The following is a 13,829-nucleotide window of genomic DNA, read 5'->3' as shown; positions in this document are numbered from 1 at the left end:
TTTTAAGGGGGCAGCAGATGAGAAACCGAACTTTTTGGCAGCTGATTGTTTCCGTTTGCCTGTTAACCGGTTGTTCGAATGTGTCCCCTGAAAAAAATCTTCTTGCACCTTTTAAAAAACAAACTGACGCATTCTATGGTGTCAGCGCCTCACATCCCATTGCGGTGGATGCAGGGATGGAAATCATGAAAAATGGAGGCAATGCAGCAGATGCTGCCATTGCCATTTCCTACATATTGGGCGTTGTTGAACCGTTCGCGTCAGGAATCGGAGGCGGCGGCGGAATGCTGGTCATTCCTCCTGAAGGTGAACCTGATTTTATCGATTATAGGGAAACCTCTCCTTCGAATTATAACGGCACCGGGGTTTCCGGTGTTCCCGGACTGGTTGCCGGGATGGAGGCCATCCATCAAAAATACGCCACTATGGATATGAAAAGACTTATGGAGCCGGCCGTTGAATATGCGGAAAAAGGGTTTGCGGTTGACCGGGGATTTTCCCATCGGCTGGAGACGGCCCGGTACAGGGTGTATTCAGACAGTACCAGCAGCTTCTACCCTAACGGTAAAGCGATACTGCCCGGTGAAATTCTTGTTCAAAAGGATCTGGCAAAAACGCTGAGAACGATTCAGACAGAAGGCAGTGCAGGCTTTTATCAGGGAGAAATTGCGAAAGCGGTCAAAGCGAAGACCGGCATTCCGCTTAATGATTTTAAGCGATATAAGGTGAGGCATTCGGAGCCGGTTCAAGGATCATTTGCCGGGTATGAAGTATTCACAGCTCCCCCGCCTTTTTCCGGAACAACCCTGCTTCAAATGCTGAAGCTGGCAGAGGAGACCGGTTTGGATTCGCGGAATCAGGCAGACTATATCGATATGATGGGCAAGATCGCAAAAACATCCTATGAAGACCGCAGAGTTCATATTGGAGACGGTGTGACAGCTGAGGAAATCTCCAATTATATCAGCGATGATCATATTTCACTTCTTCAAAAAGAACTGGCTAAAGATAGCGGGAATCTGCAGGCGGAAGAGGAAGAGCACGAAAGCACTACCCACTTTGTTGTCATGGATAAAGAGGGAACTGTGATTTCCGCGACCAACACCTTAAGCAATTACTTCGGTTCCGGAGCCTATACGAATGGTTTCTTTTTAAATGACCAGCTGAAGAATTTTGCAGATGGCGGAATCAATGGGCAAGCACCCAATAAGAGGTCCAGAACTTTTACGGCACCCACCGTCATGATAAGTCCTGAAGAAGTCATCGGCATCGGTTCACCTGGAGGAAACAGAATTCCGCAGATCCTTATGCAGGTGATTTATTCCTATACAAAAGGAGAAGGAGATCTTCAGGAAATTGTAAATCGTGATCGTTTTACATTTGAAAACAGCATAATCCAAACGGAATCTCCATTCCCGAAAGATGTATTGTCAGAGTTAGAGGCCAGAAATTATCAGGTCAATCATAAAGTTTCCCCTATGTTTTATGGGGGAGTTCAGGCGCTCATTATGAGCAAAAAAGAGAAAACAATGTCCGGAGCGGGCGACCCGCGGAGAAGCGGCATTTGGAGAACACAACAAGAAAAGGGGAAATAGAAAAATGAACACAGTAAAAAAAGTAACAGGATGGATTCTGCCAATCGTACTAGTAGGAGCTCTATTAACAACGCTTAACACTTTAAAACGTACAGATACTTTAACACCTGATGAACAGAAAAAAATTGAGCAGTATGAAAATGTAAAAGCATAAAAAGTCATAGAAGTAAGCGGAAACCATCTGCTTGCTTCTTCTTATAATAAGGAGTTTTTCCATGTTGCGAATAAGTCTTTTTAGCATCGTTATCATATTACTGGTTCTAATCATCAAATCATTGCTGCCCGGCAATACGGGACCTGAAGAATATCGCAGCTTTGCTGAATTGAAAAAATATGAAAAAGAGAATATCGATTACCGGATCAAGATCAACGAACGTAAACCGGAAATTGCCATTTTTGCGATACATGGAGGCAATATTGAGATCGGAACCGGCGAATTGGCTGAAGATCTCGGTGAAAGGCTTGATGCCAGCACCTATATCTTTGAGGGCCTGAAGCCGAAGGATAATAGTATCCTCCATATAACATCCACTCTTTATGACGAACCGGCTGCTGTTCAAATGGCCGAGGAAGCGATAACAAGCCTGTCCATCCATGGTTACCGTGATGTGAATGACGAAAAAGTCTATGTTGGCGGCAGAAATAAGAAGTATAAGCGGCTTGTAAAGGATGCCTTGGAAGATGCAGGATTTGATGTAGAAAATGCTCCTGACCGCCTTGGCGGGACAGGCAGGGAAAATATTGTGAACCGCGGCAAAAAAGGCGGGGGAGTTCAGCTGGAGCTTTCAACCAAGCTGAGGAAAAGCTTCTTTAAAGACCGTGATTTTGCCATGAACAACCGAAAGCAGCAGACAGACAACTATAAAGATTTTTTAAGAGCATTGGAAAAAGCGACAGAGAAATATAAAGAAAAAGAGTTGGATTAAAGAAGACTGCCTGGTGAGTATAGGCAGTCTTCTTTGGCTTTTATCGCAGTCTAACGGGCAGTAAGACCTCCACTTCAAGACTCAGAGAAATCAAAGGAGGATAAGTGGGGGTCAAACTGCCCGTAAAGGCCCGATTGGTGAGATACAGTGAAACTTGCCGAGGCGCAGGCAGAGGCTTAGTTGAACCAATCGGGTTCGTAGTGTCGGTTGATCGAAGCGCTAGCGGAGATCTTAGCGACACTAGAACGCGACTAACAATCAGTGGGGGATAAGGCCCCCCACACTGATTGAAGTTTCACTTTATTGAAAAAGAGAGGCGCTGTCTCCGTAGCTGTGAAACTTTTTTGTGAAGAAGGATGATGATAGATGAGAGATATGCACGCCGGCTCTTTCTGTCGTATTAATGAAATAGCCATTTCCGAGATAGATTCCCATATGAGTAACGCCTGTTCGGGTGCCTGTATTTTCAAAAAATACCAGGTCTCCGGTTTTAGGCTCTGAAATAACATCCAGCAAATTTGAATAGGATGCCGCAGATTTACGGCTGATTGGCAGATCATGCTGTTTCATTACATAATAAACGAGTCCGCTGCAATCAAAGCCTTCTTCAGGACTTTCTTCGCTCCATACATATTCGTAGCCTCTGAATGTATAGGCAAATCTGATAACATCAATGGCCTTATCATAAACAGCATCTTTTTCAGAATAGAAAGGAAATAACGGTTCATTGTATACCTGTAAAAATTGTCCTTCAAGGATGGTGTCAGACGGAAGTCCGTTTAGGTTTTTTAGTGCAGATGGTGTTTTATTGTATGTCGCGGCAACACTTTTTAGGGTATCACCCTTTTGGATCACATGCTCTCCTTTAGGAGTAAAGGTTTTAAAGACATAACTATAATCTTTGAACCATTTGTCGGTTACTGACTTTACTTTAACGGCAGAAGATCCGTATCCTGAATGGACAAATTGCTTATCTCCGAGGTAAATTCCGCCCGTCAGCAACTCCGTTACCTTACCAGCTTTATCTTTTTTTACAAAGAAAATCAGATCCCCGGCTTTTGGTGAGTCCGTTTCCATCCCCAGCTTATAAAATCCGTCAATGGTCGTGCGATCCAGAGGAATTCCTTGCTGTGACAGGGTCCAATAAATAAGCCCGCTGGAATCAAACCCTTTCTGAGGAGACTCTTCTCCCATTTCCTTCTTAAACCCGTCAAACGTTTTGGCATAGCTCGCTATTTGCCTGCCTCGCTCATACCATTGGTATTGGGCGCTTTTATAAGTGGCAGAATTGATTTGCAGCTTCTGGCCAGGAAATAGTTTTTCATCTGGCAATCCATTATGCTTCAAAAGCTGAGCAGGCGATACCTTATATTTGGCTGCAATGGATTTAACCGTATCACTTGACGAAACTGTATGAACTTTACTTGCTGCCTGCGTGCTTGGCATGAAAAAGAAGGCTGTGATCAGCAGGGCGATCACTGCAAATGAGCAGATGCGTATTTTTCTCATGTAGACAACTCCCTGTCCTTGTTGATAAACCTCGTGCTTCATAATGATGACGTTTGGATATGCAAAGTAATTCTCCCAGTAAATCAGAGCAGGTTAAATGGCCCCTGATTTGGGAGATTAAAAATCTATGGCCCTATTAATCTCCTTGCCTCCTTTCGGTTTGAGCTTTAAATCAGTACTATGGTCTTACTATTGTTATCGGAGGAATTGCCTATCTTTTTAGTAGTTATTGGGTTATAAGGAAATAAAATCTGAATATTATGAGGCGAATATAGTAGATCCGTGCTTTGTGCGGGAAATCAATCAAACGTTTGATTGAATTTTTGTGAACTGGAAATAGATTGGGGAAATCTGCAAATAGAACGGGTGGACCTGCAAATAGATAGGGAATCTGCAAATAGACCAGGGGGATCTGCAAATAGATAGGGGAAATCTGCAAATAGACCGGGTGAACCTGCAAATAGCCCAGTGGGACCTGCAAATAGATAGGGGAAATCTGCAAATGGACCGGGTGGACCTGCAAATAGAACGGGTGAAACTGCAATAGACCAGTGGATCTGCAAATAGATAGGGAATCTGCAAATAGACCGGGTGGAACTGCAAATAGATAGGGGAAACCTGCAAATAGCCCAGTGGTACCTGCAAATAGATAGGGAAACTGCAAATAGACCAGGGAAATCTGCAAATAGACCGGGTGAACCTGCAAATAGCCCAGTGGGACCTGCAAATAGATAGGGGAAATCTGCAAATAGAGCGGGTGAACCTGCAAATAGACCAGTGAGATCTGCAAATAGATAGGGGAAATCTGCAAATAGAGCGGGTGAACCTGCAAATAGCCCAGTGGGATCTTGAAATAGATAGGGAAACTGCAAATAGAGCGGGTGGACCTGCAATAGCCCAGTGGGATCTGAAAATAGATAGGGAATCTGCAAATAGAGTGGGTGGACCTGCAAATAGACTAGGGGGATCTGCAAATAGATAGGGGAAATTTGCAAATAGGCAGGGTGAACCTGCAAATAGCCCAGTGGGAAACTGCAAATAGGCCGGGTGAACCTGCAAATAGCCCAGTGGGATCTGCAAATAGATAGGGAAACTGCAAATAGCCCAGGGAAATCTGCAAATAGACAGGGAAATCTACAAATATTATGAGCCAAAGCTCTAAAATAGAGTGAATTCAACGGGACAGACAGAAGTCCCTGTCCCGTGAAAAGGATAATCGGCGGATTACCGGTGCTTAATGAAGTGGTATGGAGCATGCTATAAAAGGGTCTTAATAGAAGAGGTTTCCGAAATTTTCATGATTTCAATTCGTTTTTCTTCATCTATATATAAGGATATACATTGTTCCTTTTCATCGTAGTTAATGAGTCTGCCAACTAAGGTTTGGTTCTCAGTGCTTTTGACGACCAGCACTTCATTTTGTTCAATCCACTCTTTGTAATGATCTGCTAATTCATTTGTCATCTATCTTTCTCCCTTTTCTACTTTACTGTTATTGTTTTTGTATTCATCTTGTGCATCTCTAGGGAGTAATAAAAACAAAACCGTTTTTTATCATACTAAAAGAAAAAAGGGCTTTCAATTATTTTGCATTTATCCTCCGATAAAAAATATAAGGGCAGGAAATAAACTTGCCTGCCCCTAAATCTGTTGTATATGGCATTGATTCCGGCCATTTTCCTTGCTTTTGTATAGCATATCATCGGCCTTTTGTGTGAGATTCTGCGGCTGCATATCTGCGGCCGGCTTCCCGATTGCTCCTCCAAGACTGATGGTTAGCACCTTAAAAGGAGACTGGCTGTGTTCAATTGACAGGGCCATTATTTCGTCATTTAATGTTTGACCAAGTGATTCCATTCGGGCTATAGTTGCTTTTGGTATGATGATCATAAATTCTTCTCCGCCATATCTGCCGGCAAAGCACTTTTGCTTCTTTGCTGTTTTATGTAAGGTTTCCGCAACTTTTGCAAGCACGTCATCTCCAAGAATATGTCCATATTCATCATTGTACTTTTTAAAAAAATCAATATCCAAAAGGATGATGCCAAGTTCTCCTTTACTTGCCAGGTGCTTTGTCCATTGTTTTTGAAACTGATGATCCAAAGACCGCCGATTTGGGATCTTTGTAAGTCCATCCAGGGATGCCAGCTTCATAAAATGTTCAGCTTTTGAAGATTTGCGGTATGTGGACATCAGAAGGATTACCGATACGCCGGCAATAATGATAGCAAAAATTAAAAAGTATTTCGCTCTTTGGCTCGCACTTTTCTGATGTTCCATTGCAAGTTCCATTTCCCTGGTCACCAGATCTAGCAGCTCTTCATGCTGAATGCGATAAATGTCCATTTCTCTCTTGGATGCCAGAATGCTGATCCCATAATCTGAGGGAGCGGCACTGACTGCATTGATTTCTTCTTCAAAAGCAGATTGTATCCTTTTGATCTGCGGCAAAGAATGGGTATGGAAATAATCTGCAATAGCCGGGTAGTCCCTGCTTAGGACTTTTATTTGAGCTATGTTCCAGTCAAGCCTTTCCCTCCCTGCATTATACGGATCAAGAAATTTTTTATCCTCTGAATAAATGTATCCTCTCATTCCTGTTTCCTGGTTTAATAGATTTTTGAATATACTTCCGATCGTCATTTCTAAAGGGATTAAACGATTAATGAATCGATCAGACTGGTTCTCCAGACTTTGAAATGCATAATAATTCCAAATGCTTGATGCCAATAGGGATAAAACTACAAAACCAAACAGGGCATTACGATATATCTTCATTTTTTTACCTTCTCTATGCAGATTTTGAAATTTTATTATACAAAGACAGATGGGTATATTTACCCAAAATCTCTTCCCGATAAACTAATAATAAATGGTTAAACAGCAAAGAAGATTGTAAAGTCTTAAAAGGCTTTAAATCCTGTCTGATATGTCTTAATTCTTATTTTAAATGTCCTTAAACTGGATTGTGGGAAGCACCAAGGCGAAACATTTAAATAGTTCTTTTGATATAATAAATATATCAAAATATTACCAAATCATTTGGAGCAACTTCTAAATTAATAGTAGTATTTTTTACTATGCTGGTGGTGATTAGATGATTCAATGCGATACATGTCCAATTAATGCAGATTGTAATAATTGTTTAGAGCTGATTGAAGGCGGATCCCTGCGGCGGAAGTTAAATCCGCCCACAAGGGTTCAACTTATTGACTTGAAAAATAACGAAGAATACTCAGGTTTGCTTTGCGGAATCAGCCGTGTAGGATTGCTCGTTGAAACTTCTGCCCCCCGCCGTGAATATTCTCTGGAAATTGGAGACGTAAAGGTCCACGTTTCTCCTGTGTATCATAAAGGTTTCGAAAACCTGATTGCTTTTGACATTATTAAAGTTGTCAGAGAGGCAGAATCGGATAATCGGCTTTCAAAAGATGAATATGAATTTTTATATATGGATAAAAAGGATGTCATCAATAGCCTGACAGAACATTTACAGGACGATATTAAAGAAAAGCTGAGGGAAGACCTCCATAATGAACTGTTAAAATCGGAGCTTTTGGACCGATTAATGGTCGGCTCCACATTTAAATATGAAAAAGGCCGCCTGAAACAGATGAGCGGCGGGCCATTTACCTATCTGAAAGAACAGGAAATGATTTCTTTAATGGAAAAAGCCATTAAGGCCAACAAACCTGAAAGAGAACTGATTATAGATGCAGACAACGAAAAATATATCGATATTCACTCCATTCCCCTGGGCTTTCAGACAGGCGGATTTCTTTCCTTTGATGTAACGGAAATCGTCCAAAGAGAAAAACAGCTCCTTCAGAAACAATGGGAAACCTACAAAGAAGTAATCCGCTCTATCACAAAAGGAAAAATGATCTTAACAAACGACCAGGAAATTAATGAGCTTTTACATAACTACCGGAAGAAGAGTGTCTTTGAACTGGTTGAATTGAAACAGCTGCAGTATATGAGACAGGATATTAAAAGAGATTTAATAGAAGAAGGAATATCAGAAGACAGGCATCTCCAGATTACACTCGCGATCCAGGAAGCTGCTACAAATGCCCTCAAACATGCAGCAAAAGGAACAATGGAAACGTGGTGCTCAGACCAGCATATTATCTTTTTAATAGATGACCGAGGATCCGGAATCCAATTGAATGACCTGCCCAAAGCCACATTAATTCAGGGATTTTCCACCACTTCCACGCTGGGCCAGGGCTTTCACTTAATGTCGCGCTTTAGCGATAGAGTGTATATTAAAAGTGATGCCAAAGGTACAAGGATCGGTCTGGTTTTTAATAAGAAGGAATGAATAATAAAAAATCAATCAAACGTTTGATTGATTTTTTTTGGTTTTCTAGAATCTTCAATAAAGTTAATAATCTGAAAAATGTGTATAATTCAAAGTGAGGAGGCGGTGAGCATGAGAGACAGCACATTAATTCAATACAAAGACATTTTTCAATCAAATTCCAGTATGCTCCTAACTTCCCTTCAGGAATTTCATGAAATGTCTCAAGCGGATCTCGATGACGACAGGCTGCGTGAAAGCTTATCTGGCATCAGCCGGGAGGTGGCCTCGGGAATTGATCGCATTCAGATGAACTTGAATTTTTTATTGAAAAATGTAGAATGGGATACTTTTAATATAGCTTTTTTTGGTGAAACAAATGCAGGAAAGAGTACTCTGATAGAGGCGCTGACAAGAGGAGACGGATCTTTCATCGGTGATGGCCGCAAAGACTTTACAAAGGTTAGATCCAATTCTTCGTTTGATTCGCTGCAGTTAATGGATTTGCCCGGGATTGAAGGGGACGAACGCAAGTTTATTTCTGAAATCAAGCGGGGTTTGGAGAAAGCTCATGTTGTCTTTTATGTAATAGGAACCAATAAAGAGCCTGAGTCTGAGACGTTAAAAAAGATTTCTTCTTTTCTGCGTGATCAGGCAAAGGTATATTCCATCATTAACGCCAGGGGAAAACCAAGTGCCTACCGCTATCAGAAAGAGCTGGAGTCTGAATCTGTCAGAACAGTTGAGAAAAGGACAAGAGAGAAGTTCCAGGATATTCTTGGGGATCAATATGTTAACAATTTAATTATCAATGCTCATTTAGGATATATTTCTGCAGGGACGCCAAAAAGGGAGGATTTTATCCGGGATCAGCAAAAGCTCGAAGAAGTGTTTGGGTGCCTCGAAAAGGGATATGAATTCAGCAATCTTCCCGAGCTGGAGCAATTATTATCCAAACTGTCTCACAACAGTCTGCAGGAAATGGCTATTTCTAATACTTATAAATACATGAGTACGGTTGAATCTATTATGGGACGTATTTTAAGAGGCAAAAAAGAATTTGACCGTGAGATCAGATCCATGCAGGAAAAAACAGATGACGCTGTTAGTAAAGCAGAATTATCAATAGAGAGATTCCGTGAAAATATCCTGACAAGTGTCCATCTGAGATTGGATTTATTGAAAAGTGAGATTCAGAATACAATCTATGAAAGCATTGACTATGAATATAGCGAATCGGTTACGAAACAAATGCTTGAATTAAAGCAGCGTACTGCAGAAACAGAAATACGGCAATTGCTTGACGGGCAGCTGCGGGAACTGCACGAAGAAATAGAAGCCATTTTCACTGAATTGCAAAAAAGGGTAGACCTTGAATTTCAATTTAGAGGCATGGGAAGCACTGAATTCAATATGAAAGAAATCGTAAAAAAATTGGAGGTCAATGCCCGCTATATTATGAAGGAAGTTCTGGATGTCGGGCTATCAGCCATTGGACTGATCGCAATGGCTATTAACCCGATTCTGTTGGCTATAGGTGCTCTGGTAACGGTTGTCCGAAAAGCCTGGAACTGGTTTTTTGCAGATAAGACGAAGAGGAAAAGGGAAGCTAAGACTGAAGCGTATAAAGAGATAAATAAGACCATGAAAAAAATTAAAGCTGAGATTACCAGTACCCTTAACAGGGAAATGAAGCTTCTAGAGCGAAGTATGGCAAAGCAGGCAGGAGGCTTTCATCAGTTTATACACCATATAAAACAGCTTAGCCGTGCAATGGATGAGAAAATACGGGATTTATTGATTAGCAAGACGGACATGTCACGTGAACTGGCATCCTTCATCGAGGGAGCGGACCGTGAATTCAGCTATTTTGATTTAAAGCTGAAACGGGCTCTTCTAATTGGTCCTCCCCTGAAGAATCTTCCCATTTATAGACTTCAGGAAATAAATGTTTATGAAACATTAGAGTCATTCATTGAGGGATTTCAGGTAAAGGAAGGATATCTTTTAATACCACAGAATGAGGAATTTTTGTATCGTGCAGCATCTGCATTATTTGATGATTGCAGGCAAAAGGGCATCTCATTGCCAATAAGAGGTGTAAGGAGACTGAGATCATGACCATTACAGGTTACTTAAATGAGAAACAGGCAGTTTTAAAGAATCTTTCCGGATTGAAACAAAAGCTTTTGAGTTTTAATGACATGGAACTGGATTTTGGAAGCCTTGTGCTGAAAATTGATCAATCGATCCAGAATATTGAACAAGATACCTTTGTAATCGCTATGTTTGGTGCTTTTACAGATGGGAAATCCACTATTCTCAAATCCATTGCAAAATTGGACAATATTGAAATTTCACCTGAACCTCTGACAAATGAAGTCACGTTATATCAATTAGATGAGGAAAAATTCGGGAAAGGATTCTCCATTGTCGATACACCTGGTCTATTTTCTGAACATATGCTTCACACAGAAAAAACGAAAAAGTATATATCAGAAGCCAATGTTATCATTTATACCGTTGACTCAGTCAATCCTTTGAAAGCCAGCCATCACCCGACCATTAAGTGGCTCCTTAAAGACCTGGGCAAGCTCGATTCCACCATTTTTGTCGTGAACAAAATGGACGCAATTGCAGACTTGGAGGATGAAGCAGACTATTTGCATCACTCCCAAATTAAGAATGACGTTGTCAAACAAATAATCAGAGATGTAGTTTCCGTAGAAGGAGACCCGGCTATAGTCTGCGTGGCTGCTGATCCCTTTGAGCAGGGATTGGATTTTTGGGCTGAACAGGAAGAAAACTATCAGAAACTGTCCAGAATGAATAATCTGACCTCTGCCATTGATCAATTTGTTCATGATTCAAAAGAGCAGCTTCTGATAAAATCCGGAATGAGTGTCATTAAAGATGCCATTAATCATTCTGTCACTGAACTCTCTCAAGCGAGAGAACATGTGAAAAAAAACAGAGAACTGCTGAAAAATCAGCTCTTGGAGATTGAAGGAGAGCTCAGCAAATTTGAGAAGGAAATAACGAAAAAGCATCTTAACATAACCGATGAGGTGATTAATATGCGAGAGGACATTCTCGCATACATCGCATCTTCATCAAATATGGAAGATCTGCAGGCAAAGGTAACCGCCAAATTAGGGGATGAAGGATATATTTTAAATAAAAAGATTGAAACAATCATCGAAAAGCATACCGAAAATTTAATGGAAACTCAAAAGGAAATCATCCACAATATTGAAGCATCTATACATTTTCATGATAAAATTCAGGACCAGCTCCTTCAGATGGGAAACAAGGCCGGAGGAAAATTAATTAAGGCATTATCAGGCACTTCCACTAAAGCCATTTCGCAGACAATCTTAAAAGTTCGGGATATGGCGAAACTGCCCATCAAGTTTAAACCGTGGGGAGCCATCAAATGGGCGAAAGCGCTCAAGACATTTGGGGCGGTCCTGTCGATCGCGCTTGATTCCATAACTGGAATTGCTGATTATGTGAAAGAACAGAAATTTGAAAAAAGGCGAACGGAAATTGCCTCCCAGGTGGAAGATCTTTTCAAAGCTTTTTTAAAGTCATTTACAAAAGAGGAATATATAGCGGCTTACTTTCCCCTATTAAAAATGCAGCAGACCTTCCGTATGGAAAAACATGAAGTTCTAAATGCCTTTAATCAAACCTTAAATCGGCTTGACCAGGCGATTATGGAGCTGGAGAATCTGGATGAAATGTGAATAACCAGGGCTGATCATTAATGGAAATGTTATAGCGGACCGCCGGTGTTTTCATCGGCGGTTTTTTGCAGTTTAGATGGTGATTTGCAAATAGAACGGGGTATTCTGCAAATAGGATAAGATGATTTGCAAATAGATCAATATATTTGCAAGCGGGAATTAATAATTTGCAAATAGACACAAGTAACTTGCAAATAGGCCGTGACAGCTCCTGCCTAACTAAATTAATTATAGAAAACTTTTCCATTTTATAGTTTAATAGAACTAAAAAGTATAGAGCGGAGAGAGGAAATGAAGAAGTCAGCTTGTTTTTTACTGGCATTCATGCTGTTTTTTCAAAGTATGGGTGCTTTCGAGGCAAAAGCCGCAGGCACGCTTGATTCTTATGTTAAGCCGTCAATTAAAACGTATCCCAATATTTCAATCTATTATGAGAACTTGAGCACCGGAGAGGCGTATTCCTATAATTCTTCTAAAATAAGGCCTGCAGCGAGTACAATAAAGCTTCCGTTAGCCTTGTTTGTTTATGATCTGGCTTCAAAAGGCAAAATTAACTTAAGTGAAAAGCTTACATACCGTTCTCATCACTATTACGGGGGAAGCGGTGTCATTCAAAAGGACCGGGTGGGGACTTCATATACCATCCGTGATTTGCTGAAAAAGTGTATCGTATACTCTGATAATATTGCTTTCATTATGCTGCGCGAAAAAGTTGGTAAAAGCAATTTTATTAATTATGCAAAGTCATTGGGAGGTAAAACGGTTTATCCTGCAGGAATGAATGTCACTACTGCCAACGATTTGTCTGTCTATCTAAAGCGTGTGTGGAATTTTGCTGAAAAGAACCCGCAGTATGGAAATGAGCTATTGAATCTGCTTGCAAATACAGTGTATAAAGAAACAATTGCTCCCGGCCTTGCTTCAAAGAAAGTCGCCCATAAGGTAGGCTACATTCCGAAGGACTTAATCTATAATGATGCTGCTATTATTATGGATGATCAGCCATATATCCTCGTTGTCATGACAACAGGAATTCCAGTAAAAAAAGATGTTAAGTTCATATCTGCGCTGGCAGGCAAAGTGCATACCTATCATATCAATTCATCTGTCAATCTATTTTTAAAGCACCTTGCTGATGCGGAAAGAGCAAGCTCGGTCCTTCATAGACAGATCTATGTGGACTATGAAGGAAAAGCAACTGTTAAACCCTATGTGGCCTATAACCAAACCGGAAATAGCCTGATTCAAGCAAAGAAAGCTTATGCTGATTTATCGCAAACCTATAAAAAAGCTTATTCGCCAAAACTTAAGAATATAGAACTTACCAGAGAGCGTGCTATGAATTTTATCGATGGCATAACTGCAGGAGAAAAACTTACCGTGAAGCAGCGGGAACTGGAATCTTACAAGAGGGCAGGGGACCTGGATAAGATGGAAGCCTCTTATCACTTATTATCTTCACTCATTAAGAGGCAGGCTCAGTATTTATATAAAGTGCATGGAAAGACAACTAGAGACGCGGTTCTTAAGCAGTATAAAGACCCATCGGAAAAAACACTTGAGGAAACCAGGATGGCTGTCACATTGAATATGGTCCTGAATCAGATAAAAAAGGATCTTACTGCGCAAAATCAATCAGGTGCTGAAAAAGGGATCCTATATTTTGAGTCAAATCTGTCAAAGGTATCTGATCCTGTTTTGGAACATGCTTTGATGAATAAATACAGTGATTTGGGCATTGAATAAT

10 protein-coding genes are annotated in these 13,829 nt (G+C 40.8%); 7 read left to right on the top strand and 3 right to left on the bottom strand.

Features of this window, described 5'->3' with window-relative positions; genetic code table 11:
* The first annotated feature begins 17 nt into the window (after positions 1 to 17).
* From BK139_RS06800 to BK139_RS06795, 3 genes are all read left to right on the top strand, one after another.
* Positions 18 to 1,595: a gamma-glutamyltransferase family protein gene (locus tag BK139_RS06800; protein WP_076257596.1), complete on the top strand. Its 1,578-nt coding sequence runs from the start codon at positions 18 to 20 to the stop codon at positions 1,593 to 1,595.
* A gap of 4 nt (positions 1,596 to 1,599) precedes the next feature.
* Positions 1,600 to 1,749, top strand: a complete 150-nt coding sequence (locus BK139_RS23870) for a CapE family protein (protein WP_175609069.1) — start codon at positions 1,600 to 1,602, stop codon at positions 1,747 to 1,749.
* 61 nt (positions 1,750 to 1,810) lie between these two features.
* The gene (locus tag BK139_RS06795) at positions 1,811 to 2,521 is read left to right on the top strand and encodes a poly-gamma-glutamate hydrolase family protein (protein WP_076257595.1); all 711 of its coding nucleotides are present in this window, start codon (positions 1,811 to 1,813) and stop codon (positions 2,519 to 2,521) included.
* A gap of 300 nt (positions 2,522 to 2,821) precedes the next feature.
* Here BK139_RS06795 and BK139_RS06790 read toward each other — a convergent pair whose 3' ends face one another.
* The 3 genes from BK139_RS06790 to BK139_RS06780 all read right to left on the bottom strand — a co-directional run bounded on the left by BK139_RS06790 (position 2,822) and on the right by BK139_RS06780 (position 6,808).
* Complete coding sequence (locus BK139_RS06790) at positions 2,822 to 4,030, bottom strand: C40 family peptidase (RefSeq protein ID WP_076257594.1); 1,209 nt, start codon at positions 4,028 to 4,030, stop codon at positions 2,822 to 2,824.
* Between the two features lie 1,257 nt (positions 4,031 to 5,287).
* Complete coding sequence (locus tag BK139_RS06785; RefSeq protein WP_076257593.1) at positions 5,288 to 5,494, bottom strand: hypothetical protein; 207 nt, start codon at positions 5,492 to 5,494, stop codon at positions 5,288 to 5,290.
* A 177-nt stretch (positions 5,495 to 5,671) separates the two neighbouring features.
* Positions 5,672 to 6,808: a sensor domain-containing diguanylate cyclase gene (locus BK139_RS06780; RefSeq protein WP_076257592.1), complete on the bottom strand. Its 1,137-nt coding sequence runs from the start codon at positions 6,806 to 6,808 to the stop codon at positions 5,672 to 5,674.
* Positions 6,809 to 7,127: 319 nt separating this feature from the next.
* Here BK139_RS06780 and BK139_RS06775 point away from each other — a divergent pair, with 319 nt between their 5' ends.
* The 4 genes from BK139_RS06775 to BK139_RS06760 all read left to right on the top strand — a co-directional run bounded on the left by BK139_RS06775 (position 7,128) and on the right by BK139_RS06760 (position 13,828).
* The gene (locus BK139_RS06775) at positions 7,128 to 8,354 is read left to right on the top strand and encodes an ATP-binding protein (RefSeq protein ID WP_076257591.1); all 1,227 of its coding nucleotides are present in this window, start codon (positions 7,128 to 7,130) and stop codon (positions 8,352 to 8,354) included.
* A 111-nt stretch (positions 8,355 to 8,465) separates the two neighbouring features.
* Positions 8,466 to 10,454 carry a GTPase domain-containing protein gene (locus BK139_RS06770; protein ID WP_076257590.1) on the top strand — a complete coding sequence of 663 codons (1,989 nt, stop codon included), beginning with the start codon at positions 8,466 to 8,468 and terminating at the stop codon, positions 10,452 to 10,454.
* Positions 10,451 to 12,082, top strand: a complete 1,632-nt coding sequence (locus tag BK139_RS06765; protein WP_076257589.1) for a LeoA/HP0731 family dynamin-like GTPase — start codon at positions 10,451 to 10,453, stop codon at positions 12,080 to 12,082. The genes BK139_RS06770 and BK139_RS06765 overlap by 4 nt, the downstream gene beginning before the upstream one ends.
* Positions 12,083 to 12,373: 291 nt before the next feature.
* Positions 12,374 to 13,828 (top strand): serine hydrolase, encoded by a 1,455-nt coding sequence (locus BK139_RS06760; protein ID WP_076257588.1) that lies wholly within the window; start codon positions 12,374 to 12,376, stop codon positions 13,826 to 13,828.
* Position 13,829: the final 1 nt, after the last annotated feature.

It is taken from the genome of Paenibacillus sp. FSL R5-0490 (assembly GCF_001956215.1).
Classification (GTDB): Bacteria; Bacillota; Bacilli; order Bacillales; family Cytobacillaceae; genus Cytobacillus.
The sequence above is the reverse complement of the archived record's forward strand: the minus strand, read 5'-3'. Positions and strand labels throughout refer to the sequence as shown.